This window comes from Pseudomonas sp. UBA6753, from assembly GCF_002453565.1.
Lineage (GTDB): Bacteria > Pseudomonadota > Gammaproteobacteria > Pseudomonadales > Pseudomonadaceae > Aquipseudomonas > Aquipseudomonas putida_Z.
Window position 1 is genome coordinate 41,197 of the sequence record NZ_DKHD01000045.1, and the last position, 16,240, is coordinate 57,436.

The 16,240-nt window shown below is 66.2% G+C and carries 12 protein-coding genes and 1 pseudogene; 7 read left to right on the top strand and 6 right to left on the bottom strand.

Annotated features, from left to right (window positions below):
* Nucleotides 1-16: 16 nt before the first annotated feature.
* The 5 genes from B2790_RS17580 to B2790_RS17600 form a co-directional block, all read right to left on the bottom strand.
* Nucleotides 17-1,552 carry a DHA2 family efflux MFS transporter permease subunit gene (locus tag B2790_RS17580; RefSeq protein ID WP_025338877.1) on the bottom strand — a complete coding sequence of 512 codons (1,536 nt, stop codon included), beginning with the start codon at nt 1,550-1,552 and terminating at the stop codon, nt 17-19.
* Nucleotides 1,549-2,742 (bottom strand): HlyD family efflux transporter periplasmic adaptor subunit, encoded by a 1,194-nt coding sequence (locus B2790_RS17585; protein WP_025338876.1) that lies wholly within the window; start codon nt 2,740-2,742, stop codon nt 1,549-1,551. Before B2790_RS17585 ends, B2790_RS17580 begins: the two co-directional genes overlap by 4 nt.
* Nucleotides 2,743-2,772: 30 nt before the next feature.
* Nucleotides 2,773-3,246: a MarR family winged helix-turn-helix transcriptional regulator gene (locus tag B2790_RS17590; protein ID WP_025338875.1), complete on the bottom strand. Its 474-nt coding sequence runs from the start codon at nt 3,244-3,246 to the stop codon at nt 2,773-2,775.
* A gap of 226 nt (nt 3,247-3,472) precedes the next feature.
* Nucleotides 3,473-4,111: a response regulator transcription factor gene (locus B2790_RS17595; RefSeq protein ID WP_286919343.1), complete on the bottom strand. Its 639-nt coding sequence runs from the start codon at nt 4,109-4,111 to the stop codon at nt 3,473-3,475.
* A 6-nt stretch (nt 4,112-4,117) separates the two neighbouring features.
* Nucleotides 4,118-5,524, bottom strand: a complete 1,407-nt coding sequence (locus B2790_RS17600) for a sensor histidine kinase (protein ID WP_013972946.1) — start codon at nt 5,522-5,524, stop codon at nt 4,118-4,120.
* A 195-nt stretch (nt 5,525-5,719) separates the two neighbouring features.
* Between B2790_RS17600 and B2790_RS17605 the strand changes: the two genes are divergently transcribed.
* The 3 genes from B2790_RS17605 (at nt 5,720) to B2790_RS17615 (ending at nt 10,544) form a co-directional block, all read left to right on the top strand.
* Complete coding sequence (locus tag B2790_RS17605) at nt 5,720-7,342, top strand: acyl-CoA synthetase (RefSeq protein ID WP_286919344.1); 1,623 nt, start codon at nt 5,720-5,722, stop codon at nt 7,340-7,342.
* Between the two features lie 135 nt (nt 7,343-7,477).
* Complete coding sequence (locus B2790_RS17610; RefSeq protein ID WP_286919345.1) at nt 7,478-9,247, top strand: acyl-CoA dehydrogenase C-terminal domain-containing protein; 1,770 nt, start codon at nt 7,478-7,480, stop codon at nt 9,245-9,247.
* 289 nt (nt 9,248-9,536) lie between these two features.
* Nucleotides 9,537-10,544 carry a FecR family protein gene (locus tag B2790_RS17615; protein WP_075045017.1) on the top strand — a complete coding sequence of 336 codons (1,008 nt, stop codon included), beginning with the start codon at nt 9,537-9,539 and terminating at the stop codon, nt 10,542-10,544.
* A gap of 14 nt (nt 10,545-10,558) precedes the next feature.
* Here the strand turns inward: B2790_RS17615 and B2790_RS17620 are convergent, their stop codons facing one another.
* The gene (locus B2790_RS17620) at nt 10,559-11,878 is read right to left on the bottom strand and encodes a Na+/H+ antiporter family protein (RefSeq protein ID WP_025338869.1); all 1,320 of its coding nucleotides are present in this window, start codon (nt 11,876-11,878) and stop codon (nt 10,559-10,561) included.
* A 518-nt stretch (nt 11,879-12,396) separates the two neighbouring features.
* Between B2790_RS17620 and B2790_RS25065 the strand changes: the two are divergent.
* From B2790_RS25065 to B2790_RS17635, 4 genes and pseudogenes are all read left to right on the top strand, one after another.
* Nucleotides 12,397-13,362, top strand: a pseudogene (locus B2790_RS25065) (HAMP domain-containing protein); the annotation flags it as partial.
* A gap of 102 nt (nt 13,363-13,464) precedes the next feature.
* The gene (locus B2790_RS25070; protein WP_372241121.1) at nt 13,465-14,220 is read left to right on the top strand and encodes a methyl-accepting chemotaxis protein; all 756 of its coding nucleotides are present in this window, start codon (nt 13,465-13,467) and stop codon (nt 14,218-14,220) included.
* Nucleotides 14,221-14,325: 105 nt separating this feature from the next.
* The gene (locus tag B2790_RS17630; protein ID WP_274078798.1) at nt 14,326-15,342 is read left to right on the top strand and encodes an ABC transporter substrate-binding protein; all 1,017 of its coding nucleotides are present in this window, start codon (nt 14,326-14,328) and stop codon (nt 15,340-15,342) included.
* Nucleotides 15,339-16,187: an ABC transporter permease gene (locus B2790_RS17635; RefSeq protein WP_003260645.1), complete on the top strand. Its 849-nt coding sequence runs from the start codon at nt 15,339-15,341 to the stop codon at nt 16,185-16,187. The genes B2790_RS17630 and B2790_RS17635 overlap by 4 nt, the downstream gene beginning before the upstream one ends.
* Nucleotides 16,188-16,240: the final 53 nt, after the last annotated feature.

Here is a 16,240-nt window from a genome sequence, read left to right on the forward strand (position 1 = left end):
CTTGTTCTGGCCCGGCTCAGTGCCCTGCCGACGCCGGCCCCGCCTTGGCGGTAAAGGGCGGTTTGGCGAACCACACCAACAGGATCAACCCGGCAAACACCCAGGTCATCAGGGTGAAGTAGTCCACCGTCGACATCATGTACGCCTGCCCGTTGAGTATCTGCTCCAGCTGCGCATAGCTCTGCGGGCTGGCCCCGCCCAGCTGCTCCAGGGTATGCCGCGTGGCCGGGTCGAACTGGCTGATGTGTTCGCTCAGGTAGGCATGGTGCTGGTCCGCCCGGCGAATCCAGATCCAGGTGGTCAGCGACGCCGCGAAACTGCCGCCCAAGGTACGCAGGAAAGTCGCCAGGCCCGAGCCATCGGCAATCTGCTGCGGTGGCAGGTCGGACAGCAGGATGCTCAAGGTCGGCATGAAGAACAGCGCCACGCCAATGCCCATGAACAGCTGCACCAGCGCCACATGCTGGAAGTCCACCTCGCTGGTGAACCCGGCACGCATGTAGCAGCTGCTGCCGATCGCCAGGAACGCCAGCCCGGCCAGCACACGCAGGTCGAAGCGGTGCGCGTACTTGCCCACGAACGGCGACATGAGCACCGGCAACAGGCCGATCGGCGCCACCGCCAGGCCGGCCCAGGTAGCGGTATAGCCCATCTGCGTCTGCAGCCACTGCGGCAGGATCAGGTTGATGCCGAAGAACCCGGCATAGCCCCCTACCAGCACGATGGTGCCGACGCGGAAGTTGCGGTGCGCGAACAGGCGCAGGTTGACCACCGGGTGACGGTCGGTCAGTTCCCAGATCACGAACACCGCCAGGAACACCAGCGAGATCAGGCTGCCGACAATGATGAACGACGACTCGAACCAGTCCAGGTCATTGCCTTTGTCCAGCACCACCTGCAACGCGCCAACGCCGATGACCAGCGTCAGCAGGCCGATGTAGTCCATCGGCTGGCGGCTGGTGACCACCGGCCGGGTGCGCATCTGCTGGCGCACCACGGCGGCGGCGAACAGGCCGATGGGCACGTTGATGAAGAAGATCCACGGCCAGCTGTAGCTGTCGGTGATCCAGCCCCCGAGAATCGGCCCGGCAATCGGCGCCACCACCGTGACCATCGCCAGCAGCGCCAGGGCCATGCCGCGCTTGGCCGGCGGGTAGACGGCGATCAGCAAGGTCTGGGTCATCGGGTACAACGGCCCGGCCACCACGCCCTGCAACACGCGAAAACCGACCAGTTCCGGCATCGACTGGGCAATACCGCACAGGAACGAGGCCAGCACGAACAGCAGCGTGGCCCAGATGAACAGCTTCACCTCGCCAAACCGCCGGCTGAGCCAGCCGGTCAGCGGCAAGGCGATGGCGTTGCTCACCGCGAACGAAGTGATGACCCAGGTGCCCTGCTCGTAGCTCACCCCCAGGTTGCCGGAAATGGTCGGCAAGGCCACGTTGGCGATGGTGGTGTCGAGCACCTGCATGAACGTCGCCAGCGACAGGCCGATGGTGGTCAGCAGCAGGCTCGGTGGCGTGAACTGGGCAGCAGCGTTGTTGCTCATCGCTGGGCCGTCTTGCCGGTTGCGCTGTTTTCGTGGATGAGCCGGGCGATCAGGTTGTCGGCTTCGACCAGCTGGCGGTCATACACCTGGGTGGTGTAGCTGGCCTGCTGCGGTGGCTGCTGGGCCAAGGCCGGGCCGCTCTGGTCGTGCAGGTCGACCTCGACCACGGTGGACAGGCCGATGCGCAGCGGGTGGTCCTTGAGCTGGTCGGGGCTGAGGTGGATGCGTACCGGCACGCGCTGGACGATCTTGATCCAGTTACCAGTGGCATTCTGCGCCGGCAACAGGGCGAAGGCGCTGCCGGTGCCGGCGCCAAGGCTGTCGACCGTGCCGCTGTACCTGACCTCGCTGCCGTACAGGTCGGCGCTGATCTGCACCGGCTGGCCGATACGCATGTCGCGCAGCTGGGTTTCCTTGAAGTTGGCGTCGATCCACACCTGGTCCAGCGGGATCACCGCCATGGTCGCGGTGCCCGGTTGCAGGCGCTGGCCCAGCTGCACGGTACGCTTGGCGACGTAGCCGGTGACCGGTGCCACCAGGGTGGTGCGGGCATGGTCGAGGTAGGCCTGGCGCAGGTCGGCGGCGGCGGCCATCACCTCGGGGTGCGAGGACACCACGGTGTCATCGACCAGCGCGCTGCTGGTGCTGAGCTGCTGGCGCGCACTGTTGACGGCAGCCTCGGCCACGCTCAGGTCATCGCGGGCATGGGACAATTCTTCTGCGGCAATCGCACCGCTGTCGGCCAGCACCTTGCGCCGGTTGAAGTCCTGGCGGGCCTTGCGCAGCTCGGCCTGGCGGGTTTCCAGCTGGGCCTTGAGCGCGTCGACGTTGCTGTACAACCCGCGCACCTGGCGCACGCTGCGCGCCAGCTTGGCTTCGGCGGACTGCAAGGCCACCTGGCTGTCGGCCGGGTCGAATTGCAGCAATACCTGGCCGGCGTGGACCAGGTCGCCGTCATCGGCACCGATGCTGGTGACGGTGCCGGTGACCAGCGGGGTGATCTCTACCACGTTGCCGTTGACGTAGGCATCGTCGGTGCTTTCGTGCCAGCGCCCGACCAGGCTGTACCAGGCCCAGGCACCAACGCCGGCAAGGATCAGCAGCAACACCAGGCCAAGCAGCCAGGCCTTGCGCTTGCGCGACGGTTCGGGCGCGGCGGAGGGAGTCGGGGTGTCTGCGGGAGTGGCCATGACAATACCTTGGATAATTCGTGACAGGGTTCAACGATCGCCGAAGCGGCGGATCGTCAACGGGTCGCCGGCAGCGAGCAGGACCTTGGCCAGCAGGCCTTCCAGGGTCTCGAGCTCTTCGGCTGCCAGCGCGCCGCACAACTCGTTCATGGCCGCCGCGCCGATTTCCGGCAGGCGGTCAGCCAGGCGCTGGCCATCGGCGGTAAGGGCCAGGCGCACCTGGCGGCGGTCGTCGGCGCAGCGGTTGCGCACGATCAGCTCCTTCTGCTCGAGGCGGTCGAGCATGCGGGTCATCGACCCGCTGTCCAGGCCCAGGTAGCGGCACAGCTCGGCCGGGGTGTCCACCTGGTACTGGGTGACGATGATCAGCACCTTGAACTGCGCGGCGGTGACGCCTTCGGATTCGAGGTGCCAGTCGAGAATGCGGTCCTTGAGGATCGCCGCGCGGCCAAGCAGCATGCCGATGGCGCAGGTCTGGAAGTTTTCGGGGGAAAAATGGGCCATCGGAGGCTGCTCGGGTAATTGTGTAAAAATATTACTGCCTAGGCAGTGAATGTCAAAGCTTTGATTAGGTTGCTATGGAAAATTTCATGAATTGCTTAAGCACACCTGAAAACCTGCGCGCCCTTGTGGGAGCGGGCATGCCCGCGAACACGGGCGAAGCCCGTGCCATCCTCCGCGGTGCCTGCTTCGCGGGCACGCCCGCTCCCACAGGGAACTGTGACTGCTGTCACTGCCGCAATCGCAGGCCCAGTGCCTCCACCGCCCCGCAGGCTATGGCCATGCCCACCAACTCCGCCAGGCTATCGGCCTGCAACCGCTTCATCACCCGCCCCCGGTACAGGTCCACCGTCTTCACGCTGACGCCCAGCCGCTCGGCAATCTCGCGGTTGCTCAACCCTTGGGCCAACGGCACGAACACATCGCGCTCGCGTGGGGTCAGGCCGTCGATGCGCGCCTGCACCCGGGCCAGCGCCTGGTCGTCCTGGCGTGCCCGCCCGGCGTTCTCCAGCGCGGCCTGTACGCTGTCGAGCAGCAACTGGTCGTTGTAGGGCTTTTCGATGAAGTCGCAGGCGCCGGCCTTGAATGCCCGCACCACGATCGGCACATCGGCATGGCCGCTGACGAAGATCACCGGCAACTCCAGGCCACGCTCGCGCATCGCCTGCTGCACCGCCAACCCGCCCAGCCCAGGCATGCGCACATCCAGCAGCACACAGGCCGGCCCATCGTCGACGCAGGCGTCGAGAAACGCCTGCCCGCCGGCGAACGGCAAAGCCTGCAAGCCCACCGACTGCAGCAGCCACACCGTCGAGTCGCGCATACCCTGGTCATCATCGACCACATACACTTTCGCTTGCACTGCCATCTCCCCTTATCCCCTGCTGACCGCCAGGCGGCAGCACAGTACCAGACCGCCATTGTCACCGGCTCGCGCCCACAGGCTGCCGCCAAAGCCCTCGATCAGGCTGCGGCTCATGCTCAGGCCAAGGCCCAGGCCGTCGGCCTTGCTGGTGGTGAACGGCGTGAAGATTTCATCCAGGCGCTCGGGCGCCACGCCCGGGCCCTGGTCGGCCACCTCGACCAGCACGCCATCGCCATCGCGCGCGGCGCCCAGCAGGATACGTGACGGCCGCTCGCCATGCTGCTCGCGGTTGGCATCGATGGCGTTGCGCAGCAGGTTCAACAGCACCTGCTCCAGCAGTACCCGGTCGGCATACACCAAGGGCAGCTGCGCGCTCATGCGCAGTTCGACCACCACCTGGTCACGCGCGGCTTCCCAGGCACACAGGCGCATGGCTTCGCCGGCCACCTCGGCCACGTCCAGCGCCTGCAGGCGGCGCGGCCCTTTGCGCAGGAAGGCGCGCAGGCGGCGGATCACTTCAGCGGCATGGGTGGCCTGTTCGCTGATGCGTTGCAGGCCCTGCCCCACCCGCTCGCGGGCCTGCGGGTCGCGCTCCAGGCCCTGCAAGTAGCGCTGGCTGGCATTGGCATAGTTGACCACTGCGGCCAACGGCTGGTTGATCTCGTGGGCAATGCCCGAAGCCAGCTCGCCCAAGGTGGCCAACCGGGCGCTGTGCGCCAGGCTCTCCTGGGCTTCGATGCGCAGGGTGATGTCGCGGGACACGCTGACCACCTCTACCACCGCGCCGGTGTAGGTTTCGCGGATGGCCCGGCTGGCGATCTCGAACCAGCGGTAGCCGCCTGCGGCCTGGCGCACCCGGCAGGTCATGGTGTGGTAGCCGTCCTGGTCCAGCGCGGCGGCGGCCTGGCGCAGCACCTGGCGGCGCTCGCGCGGGTGCAGCAAGGTATGCACGGCCATGCCGCGCAGCTGCTCGGGCCACAGGCCAAGCAGGCGGAATGCCGCCGGCGAGGCATCGAGGAAGCGGCCGTCGGGGCTGTGCCGGGAGATCAGGTCGGTGGTGTTCTCGATGATCAGCCGGTACAAGCGCCGGGCGCGGCTGGCCTCGCGTGCGCCATGGCGCTCGTCGCTGGCGTCGCGGCCACGCGCCAGCACTTGCTGGCCCTGGTCGTCAGGGATGAAGCTCCACAGCACGATGCGTTCGCCGACCTGCACCTCGACATCGGCGATCGCCCGGCGCTGGCGCAGGCAGGCGCGCACCAGGGCGGCGCAGTTGCCCGGCAGCCAGCTGGCCAGTGCCGGGCCCTCATCGACCCAGGCCTGCAACGCCGGGTTGAGTGCCAGCGGCCTGGCGTCGCCAGCCAGCATCAGGCTGGGTTGCGGGTCCTTGGCGAGCAAGGGATAGGCAGTGTTGTCCACGATAGGCGGCTCGTTGTTATAGTAGTTTTACTATATTGCTATAGTCGATATTCCTAATACCATAGCGACTCGCGTAAAACTGCGACAAGGGGGAGCGGCCCACCGTCCGCCTCCCTGCACCCTGAACAGAGCTAACAATCAGCCACCGGGGGTCAAGCGCACAGGTTGTGCCTGCCTCCCCTACAGGATTACCGCATGTCGATCTATGCCCAGGGCCTGATGCCCGCTGCCGTCAACCATGTCGCCCTCACCCCGCTGAGTTTCATCGAACGCACCGCTGCCGTATACGGCAACTACCCGGCGGTGATCCACGGTGCCATCCGCCGCAACTGGCAGCAGACCTACCAACGCTGCCGACGCCTGGCCAGCGCCCTGGTGGGCCGGGGTATCGGCCGTGGCGACACCGTGGCGGTGATGTTGCCCAACATTCCGGCCATGCTCGAAGCCCATTTTGGCGTGCCCATGACCGGCGCCGTGCTCAATACCCTGAACGTACGCCTGGACGCCGAGGCCATCGCCTTCATGCTGCAGCATGGCGAGGCCAAGGTGCTGATCACCGACCGCGAGTTCCACAGCGTCATCGAGGCGGCTCTGGCCTTGCTCGAGCACCCGCCATTGGTGGTGGATGTGGATGACCCGGAGTACGGCGAAGGCCGTGCGGTCAGCGAACTGGATTATGAGGCGTTCCTCGCCGAAGGCGACCCGGACTTTGCCTGGGAATGGCCCGATGACGAGTGGCAGGCGATCTCGCTCAACTACACCTCCGGCACCACCGGCAACCCCAAGGGCGTGGTCTACCACCACCGTGGCGCTTACCTGAACGCCCTGGGCAACCAGATGGTCTGGGGCATGGGCCATCGCCCGGTGTACCTGTGGACCCTGCCGATGTTCCACTGCAACGGCTGGTGCTACCCATGGACCATCACCGCGCTGGCCGGCACCCATGTGTTCCTGCGCCGAGTCGACCCGCAGAAGATCCTGACCCTGATCCGCGAGCACCGGGTCAGCCACCTGTGCGGCGCGCCAATCGTGCTCAACGCCCTGGTCAACATGCCCGAAGCGGCCAAGGCGGCCATCGAGCACCCGGTGCAGGCCATGGTCGCCGGCGCCGCGCCACCCGCCAAAGTCATCGGCGCCGTGGAAGAGATGGGCATCCAGGTCACCCACACCTACGGCCTGACCGAAGTCTACGGCCCGGTGACCGTGTGTGCCTGGCATGACGAATGGGATGAGCTGTCGCTGGAAGAGCGCGCACGGATCAAGTCCCGCCAGGGCGTGCGCTACCCGACCCTCGACGGCCTGATGGTCGCCGACCCACAAACCCTCGAACCGGTGCCGCGCGACGGCGACACCCTGGGCGAGATCTTCATGCGCGGCAACACGGTGATGAAGGGCTACCTGAAGAACCCCGAGGCCACCGTAGAAGCCTTCCGTGGCGGCTGGTTCCACACCGGTGACCTGGCCGTGTGGCACGCCGACGGCTATGTCGAGATCAAGGACCGGCTCAAGGACATCATCATTTCCGGTGGCGAGAACATCTCCACCATCGAGGTCGAGGACACCCTGTACAAGCACCCGGCGGTGCTGGAAGCCGCGGTGGTAGCGCGCCCGGATGAAAAATGGGGGGAAACCCCGTGCGCCTTCGTTGCCCTCAAGCCGGGCCGCGAAGACACCCGCGAAGCCGACATCACCAGCTGGTGCCGCGAGCACCTGGCCGGGTTCAAGGTGCCGAAGACCGTGGTGTTCGGCGAACTGCCCAAGACCTCCACCGGCAAGATCCAGAAGTACGTGCTGCGCGACCGGGCCAAAGCCCTCTGATCGAGTAGTGGCCTCTTCGCGGGCATGCCCGCTCCCACAGGGACCGCACCGGCCTCGAACCCCGTGCTTTACCTGTAGGAGCGGGCGTGCCCGCGAAGAGGCCAGCCCATGTTTCCCTTATTCCAAGAGCCCCCGATGACCACCTACACAGCCCCCCTGCGCGACATGCGCTTCGTCCTGCATGATGTGTTCAACGCCCCGGCCCTGTGGGCCCGCCTGCCTGCCCTTGCCGAGCGCATCGACGCCGATACCGCCGATGCCATCCTCGAGGAAGCAGCCAAAGTCACCGGCCAGCTGATTGCCCCGCTCAGCCGCAACGGTGACGAGCAAGGCGTGCGCTTTGCCGCAGGCGAAGTCACTACCCCTGACGGCTTCCGCGAGGCCTGGCACACCTACCGCGAAGGCGGTTGGGTCGGCCTGGGCGGCAACCCCGAACACGGCGGCATGGGCATGCCGAAAATGCTCGGTGTGCTGTTCGAAGAAATGCTCTACGCCGCCGATTGCAGCTTCAGCCTGTATTCGGCGTTGAGCGCCGGCAGCTGCCTGGCGATCGATGCCCACGCCAGCGAAACGCTCAAGGCCACCTACCTGCCGCCCCTGTACGAAGGCCGCTGGGCCGGCACCATGTGCCTCACCGAACCTCATGCCGGCACCGACCTGGGGCTGATCCGCAGCCGCGCCGAGCCCCAGGCCGACGGCAGCTATCGCATCAGCGGCAGCAAGATCTTCATTACCGGCGGCGAACAGGACCTGACCGAGAACATCGTTCACCTGGTGCTGGCCAAGCTGCCGGATGCACCCACCGGCGCCAAGGGCATCTCGCTGTTCCTGGTGCCCAAGTACCTGGTCGAGGCCGATGGCCGCCTGGGCGCGCGCAACGCCGCCCATTGCGGCTCGATCGAACACAAGATGGGCATCAAGGCCTCGGCCACCTGCGTGATGAACTTCGATGGTGCCGTCGGCTACCTGGTGGGCGAACCGAACAAGGGCCTGGCGGCGATGTTCACCATGATGAACTACGAGCGCCTGTCCATCGGCATCCAGGGCATCGGTTGTGCCGAGGCGTCCTACCAGAGCGCCGCCCGCTACGCCAACGAGCGCCTGCAAAGCCGCGCCGCCAGCGGCCCGCAGGCACAGGACAAGGCTGCCGACCCGATCATCCAGCACGGCGATGTGCGGCGCATGCTGCTGACCATGCGCACCCTCACCGAAGGTGGGCGGGCGTTTGCCGCCTACGTCGGCCAGCAGCTGGACCTGGCGCGCTACGCCGATGACGCCGGCGAGCGCGAGCATGCGCAGCGCCTGGTGGCGCTGCTGACGCCGGTGGCCAAGGCGTTCTTCACCGACAACGGCCTGGAAAGCTGCGTGCTCGGCCAGCAGGTGTATGGCGGCCATGGCTATATCCGCGAATGGGGCCAGGAGCAGCGGGTGCGCGACGTGCGCATTGCGCAGATCTACGAAGGCACCAACGGCATCCAGGCCCTCGACCTGCTCGGGCGCAAGGTGCTGGCCGACGGTGGCCAGGCGCTGGCCAGCTTTGCCGCCGAGGTGCGGGCCTTCAGCGTGGATGCGCCGCTGCACCGTGAAGCCCTGCAAGCGAGCCTGGCGCGGCTGGAGGCCACCAGCGCCTGGCTGCGGGCGCGGGCCGGCGAGGATGCCAACCTGGTCAGCGCGGTGGCGGTGGAATATTTGCAGCTGTTCGGGCTGACTGCGTATGCCTACATGTGGGCGCGGATGGCGGCGGTGGCGTTGGCCAGGCGTGACGAAGATGCCGCGTTTCATGGGGCCAAGCTTGCGTGTGCGGAGTTCTTCTTCCAGCGGGTCTTGCCGCGGGGGTTGGGGCTGGAGGCCAGTATCCGGGCGGGTAGTGGCAGCCTTTATGGTTTGGAGGCGGCGCAGTTCTGATGAGCCTCTGGGGGCGCTATGCGCCCCTTTCGCGACACAAGGCCGCTCCCACAGGTATCGCACCAACCCATCGGGCAGCGCTGTACCTGTGGGAGCGGCCTTGTGTCGCGAAAGGGCTGCGCAGCAGCCCCAACGATTTCAGCCTGAATTTACCTGCGCGAAGGGTTCTCAAACGCTGGAAAACCATCACCAATCCGACGAAAACCGGCACAACTGATAGTCATTCGCCATTACCTCGGTTCTCGGGAGCCCTCCAGCAAGGGTAGAATGCGCAAAACCCGGAGCCGCAATGAACCACGACCGCCTCAATCCCAGCCCAGACGATGCCATCACCGACGCCGCCGCGCACTGGTGCATGCGCCTGCACGCCGAAGATTGCACGGCGGGCGAGCGCGAGGCGTTCGCCCGCTGGCTGGCGGCCGACCCGCGGCATGCCGAGGAATACCAGGCGATGCTGGAAATCTGGCAAACCGCCGACCTGCTGCCGCGCAATGCCACTGTCATCGACTTCAACCCGCCCGTGCAACAGGCCGCGCGCCCGCGCAACTGGCGGCCGCTGGCATCCGCTGCCGCAATCGCCCTGGCGGTGCTGCCGCTGGCCGGCTGGGTGGGCTGGGAGCAAGGCTGGCTGCCCAACCACTACCAGCACTTCGAAGCCGGCGCGCACATGCAGACTGTGCAACTGAGCGACGGCAGCACGGTGCAGCTCAACCTCAACACCGAGCTCACCTACCTCAACTACAAGGACCAGCGCCAGGTCACGCTCAAGCGTGGCGAGGCGTTCTTCAAGGTGCAGCACGACAGCAGCCACCCGTTCATCGTGCATGCCGGTCGCGGCCAGACCCGCGTCACCGGCACCCAGTTCAACGTGTGGAAGTACCAGGAGCAGGTCAAGGTCACCCTGGTGGAGGGTTCGGTACTGGTATCCAGCGACGGCAGCGCCGGTGGCTACCGCCTGGGCCCGGGGATGCAGGCCAGCTATCACAAGGGCGACTTCGAGCCGCAACTGGAACAGAGCGACGACTACGGCAACAGCCTGGCCTGGCGCGACGGCAAGCTGGTGCTCGACAACCTGAGCCTGGAACAGGCCCTGCCGATTATCAACCGCTACCTCGACGCACCGCTGTTGCTGGCCGACGCCAGCACCGGCCGCATCCGCATCAGCGGCATCTACAACACCCGTGAGGTGGGGCGCCTGGTCAACAACCTGCCCAAGGTGCTGCCGGTCTACCTGACCCGCAGCAAGGACGGCAGCACCGTGCTCAACCGCATCTCGCCGCCGCCCGACAAGGGCTGACGCCCCTCCCCGTCTTACAGCGTCATCGCCGCCAACCAGCCGAACGCCAGCAGTGGCAGGTTGTAGTGGATGAAGGTGGGCACCACGGTGTCCCAGATATGGTGGTGCTGGCCATCCACGTTCAAACCCGAGGTCGGGCCCAGGGTCGAGTCCGAGGCAGGCGAGCCGGCGTCGCCCAGGGCACCGGCGGTACCAACGATGCATACCGTGGCCAGCGGGTCGAAGCCCAGCTGCACGCACAGCGGCACGAAGATCGCGGCCAGGATCGGCACGGTGGAAAACGACGAGCCGATGCCCATGGTCACCAGCAGGCCCACAAGCAGCATCAGCAAGGCACCGACGCCCTTGCTGTGATCGATCCACTGCGCCGAGGTTTCCACCAGGCTCTTCACCTCACCGGTGGCCTTCATCACGTCGGCAAAGCCCGAGGCGGCAATCATGATGAAGCCGATCATGGCCATCATCTTCATGCCTTCGGTGAACAGGTCGTCAGTGTCCTTCCAGCGCACGATGCCCGACAGCGAGAAGATCAGGAAGCCGACCATGGCGCCGATGATCATCGAGTCCAGCCACAACTGGACGATGAACGCCGAGGCAATCGCCAGCCCGGCCACCAGCAGGGTCAGCGGGTTGTACTGCACGCTCACCTGCTCTACCTGCTCGATGCGCGCCAGGTCGTAGTCACGCTTCTTGCGGTAACTGATGAATACCGCCAGCAACAGGCCAGCCAGCATGCCGGCTGCCGGGATGGCCATGGCGTGGGTGACATTCACGCCACTCACGTCGACACCCGCGCGGGCAACGTTGGCCAGCAGGATTTCGTTGAGGAAGATGTTGCCAAAGCCCACCGGCAGGAACATGTACGGGGTGATCAGGCCGAAGGTGATCACGCAGGCGATCAGCCGGCGGTCGATGCGCAGGCGGGTCAGCACGTACAGCAGCGGCGGCACCAGCAAGGGGATGAAGGCGATGTGGATAGGCAGGATGTTCTGCGACGACACCGCCACCACCAGCATCAGGCCGACCAGCAACCATTTGACCTTGCCGCCATTGGCATGGCCCTGGCGGTCGATCATGGCCAGGGCGCGGTCGGCCAGGGCATGGGCCAGGCCGGACTTGGCGATGGCCACGGCAAAGGCGCCCAGCAGTGCATAGGACAGGGCCACCGTGGCCCCGCCGCCGAGGCCGCCGTTGAAGGCCTTGAGCGTACCCTCGATACCCAGGCCGCCTACCAGCCCACCGGCCAGGGCCCCGATGATCAGGGCGATGACCACGTGCACGCGGGACAGGCTGAGTATCAGCATGATGCCGACCGCGGCGATCACTGCATTCATGGTTGGCTTACCTCATTGCGACAGAAAAAAAGCGCGCACTCTGAAGCAGTGGGCAGCAGATGTCAAAAGCGCCATGTTGCGGCGGATTACCAACGCCTCGCGCGGCCTGCGGATTAAATTGAACGTTTGAATAAAGAAAAGCCCGCGCCAGCCGACATATTCGTCAGCCACACTCTTATTACAAGGGACCCACCCCCATGCCTTTGCGACAACTTTCCATCCAGTGGAAGATCACCCTGCTCGCCGGTCTCTGCCTGGCCGGCATCGTCACCCTGCTCGTCGGCCTGTCGCTGTACCGCATGGACCACAGCTCGGACCTGGTCAAGGCCAGCAGCATGCAGATGCTGACCGAGTCGGCGCAGTCGCGCATCGAGTCGCAGGGCGAGGTGCAGGCGCTGAACATCCGCCGCCAGTTCATGGACGCCTACCAGTACGGCGCCGGTTTCGCCCGCCAGGTGCTGTTCCTGCGCGAGCAGGCGGAAAAGCGCTTTCTCGATGCCTTCGACCTGCGCGAGGACATGACCCGCCAGGTGCGCGCCGCCCTGCAAGCCAACCCTGAGCTGCTCGGCCTGTCGCTGGTGTTCGAACCCAACGCCCTGGACAACAAGGACAGCCTGTTCGCCGGCAAGGCGGAACTGGGCAGCAACGAAACCGGGCGCTTCGCCCTGTACTGGTCGCAGCCGCGTGTCGGCCAGTTGACGGCCATGGCCCTGCCCGAGCATGACATGGCCAACACCGAGATCGGCCCCAGCGGCCAGCCAGCCAATACCTGGTGGGTGTGCCCGCGCACATCCGGCAAGGTGTGCGTGGTGGAGCCCTACTTCTATGACATCGATGGCCAGCAGGTGCTGATGACCAGCATCGTCTTCCCGCTGGCAGTCGACGGCAAGGTGATCGCCACCCTGTCCATCGACATCAACCTCAACAGCCTGCAGGCCCTGAGCCAGGAGGCCAGCCGCAGCCTGTACGAAGGCCGCACCACGGTCGGTATCCTCAGCCCGGTCGGCCTGCTGGCCGGCTACAGCGCCGACGCCAGCAAGCTGGCCCAGCGCTTCGACCAGGTCGACACCGCCAAGGGTGCCGAACTGGTGCGCAAGCTGGCCGATGGCAAGATGACCATCGTGCACGACCAGCAGCGCCTGAAAGTGCTGGCCGCGTTCCAGCCGATTCCGGATGCCCAGCCCTGGGGCGTGCTGCTGGATGTGCCGGAAAACGCCCTGACCGGGCCGGCCGAAGCGCTGAAACAGGAGCTGGACGCGCTGAACACCAGCGGCACCCTGCTGGAACTTGGCCTGGGCCTGGCGGCGGCGATTGCCGGCCTGCTGATGGTGTGGCTGATGGCCCGCGGCGTTACCCGGCCGATCCTCGGCGTGGCAAGCATGCTCAAGGACATCGCCAGCGGCGAAGGTGACCTGACCCGCCGCCTGACCTACCAGAAGCAGGACGAACTGGGCGAACTGGCCGGTTGGTTCAACCGCTTCCTCGACAAGCTGCAGCCGACCATCGCCGAGGTCAAACGCTCGGTGCAGGCCGCCCGTGGCACCGCCGACCAGTCTTCGGCAATTGCCACCCAGACCAGCGCCGGCATGGAGCAGCAGTACCGCCAGGTCGACCAGGTGGCCACTGCCTCACACGAAATGAGTGCCACCGCCCAGGACGTCGCCCGCAGCGCCGCCCAGGCCGCGCAGGCCGCCCGCGACGCCGACCAGGCGACCCGTGAAGGCCTGGCGGTGATCGACCGCACCACCCACAGCATCGATGCCCTGGCCGCCGACATGAGCAACGCCATGGCCGAGGTGGAGGGCCTGGCGCAGAACAGCGAGAAGATCGGTTCGGTGCTGGAAGTGATCCGCTCGATCGCCGAGCAGACCAACCTGCTGGCGCTCAATGCCGCCATCGAGGCGGCCCGTGCCGGTGAAGCCGGCCGTGGCTTTGCCGTGGTCGCGGACGAGGTGCGCAACCTGGCCCAGCGTACCCAGGAATCGGTGGAAGAAACCCGCCAGGTGATCGAGGCTTTGCAGAACGGCACCCGCGAAGTGGTCGGGGCCATGGACAACAGCCACCGCCAGGCCCAGAGCGGCGTGCAGCAGGTTGGCCAGGCCGTCACCGCGCTGCAGCGCATCGGCCAGGCAGTGACGGTGATCACCGACATGAACCTGCAGATCGCCTCGGCCGCCGAGGAGCAGAGCGCAGTGGCCGAGGAGATCAACAGCAACGTGGCAACCATCCGTGATGTCACCGAATCGCTGTCGGGGCAGGCCAACGAGTCGGCGCGCGTGAGCCAGTCGCTGAACAGCCTGGCCAACCAGCAGCAGGCGCTGATGGACCAGTTCCGCGTCTGAGTCACTTGCAGGCCGCTGCCAATCGCGTGCAGCGGCCTTCCTGCCGGGCCTGGAGCCGGTCGTCTACACTTGCGGCAACTCAGTAGCGCCACTCCAAGAGGCCCCATGAAAAAGATTCCGACGTTGCTGGCCGGCCTGTTGCTCGCCGTAGGCCTGGCCAGCACCGACAGCGCCGCCTCGGCAGAACGCACCACGCCCATTCGCTTTGGTGCCATCGGCTGGGAAAGCGGTGCCCTCACCACCGAGATCCTGCGGCTGATCGTGGAGCGTGGCTACGGCTACACCACCGACACCCTGCCCGGCAGCACCGTCAGCATGGAAGTGGCCCTTGCGCGCAACGACCTGCAGGTAATCGCCGAGGAATGGGCCGGGCGCAGCCCTGCCTGGGTCAAGGCAGAGCAGGCCGGCCAGGTGTTCGCCTTGGGCGACACGGTCAAGAACGCCGAAGAAGGCTGGTGGGTGCCGGCCTACGTGATCGAGGGCGATGCGGCACGCAAGCTGAAACCCGTGGCGCCACAATTGCGCAGCGTCGAGGACCTGAAGCGTTACCCGCAGGTGTTCCGCGACCCCGAGTCACCCGGCAAAGGGCGTTTTCTGAATAGCCCCAGCGGCTGGACATCCGAAACCGTCAACAGCCAGAAACTCAAGGCCTACGGGCTGAATGATCTGTATACCAACTTCCGCAGTGGCTCCGGGGCTGCAATGGATGCCGAAATCGGCTCAGCCATCCGCCGTGGCCAGCCGGTGCTGTTCTACTACTGGAACCCGACCCCTTTGATGGGGCGTTACAAGCTCATACGCCTGCAAGAGCCGCCGTTCGATGCCCAGGCCTGGGCCACCCTCACCGATGCCGGCAACCCCGAGCCCAAGGGCAGCAGCTCGCTGCCGGCCAAGTTGTCGGTTGGCGTATCCAAGGCCTTTCGCGAGGGCTACCCGGAGCTGGTGAGCGTGTTCGAGCGGGTCGACCTGCCCATCGACCGACTGAACAAGGCACTGGCCGACATGAGTGAAAAGCGCACGCCGCCCCGCGACGCTGCCCTCACCTTCCTGCGCGATAACCGCGAGGTGTGGAAAGCCTGGGTGCCTGCGGACATTGCCAGCAAGGTCGAGGGCAGCCTGTGAGCGGCGGCTTCCCCGAAGCCCTGCAATTTTCCTTTGCCGACAGCGTCAACCGCCTGGTCGACTGGCTGGTGCTGCATTACGGCGATCACCTGCGCAGCGTCTCGGACCAGTTGCTGCAACTGCTGGTCGGCCTGGAAACCCTGCTGCGCCTGATGCCGTGGTGGCTGCTGCTGTTGCTGATCGGCCTGCTGGCCTGGCATGCCAGCCGCAGCGTGCTGCGCAGCGCGGTACTGGTGGCGCTGCTGGCCCTGATCGGCATGCTCGGGTTGTGGGACAAACTGCTGCAGACCATGGCGTTGGTGCTGGTCAGTACCGGCCTCTGCGTACTGGTGGGCGTGCCGCTGGGCATCCTGCTGGCTGCCCGGCCACTGGCGAAGCGGTTGCTGTTGCCGGTACTGGATGTGATGCAGACCTTGCCGGCCTTCGTTTACCTGATCCCGGTGCTGATGCTGTTCGGCCTGGGCAAGGTGCCCGCCGTGTTCGCCACGCTGATCTATGCCCTGCCACCGCTGGTGCGGCTGACCGAACTGGGCCTGAGCCAGATCGACCCTTCGCTGCTGCAAGCCGCCCATGGCCTGGGGGCCAGCCGCTGGCAGCGGTTGCGGCGCATCGCCCTGCCGCTGGCGCTGCCGAGCATCATGGCCGGGCTCAACCAGTCGGTGATGATGGCCCTGTCGATGGTGGTGGTGGCTTCGATGATTGGCGCCCGCGGGCTGGGCGAAGACGTGCTGTCGGGGATCCAGACCCTGAATGTCGGCCAAGGCGTCGAGGCCGGGCTGGCGATCGTCGCCCTGGCCATGGTGATCGACCGGATCAGCCAGGCTTATGGGCGTGGTGGGCGTTGAGGAGTATTGCCGCTGCCGGCCTTTCGCAGCACAAGGCGATTCCCTGTGGGAGC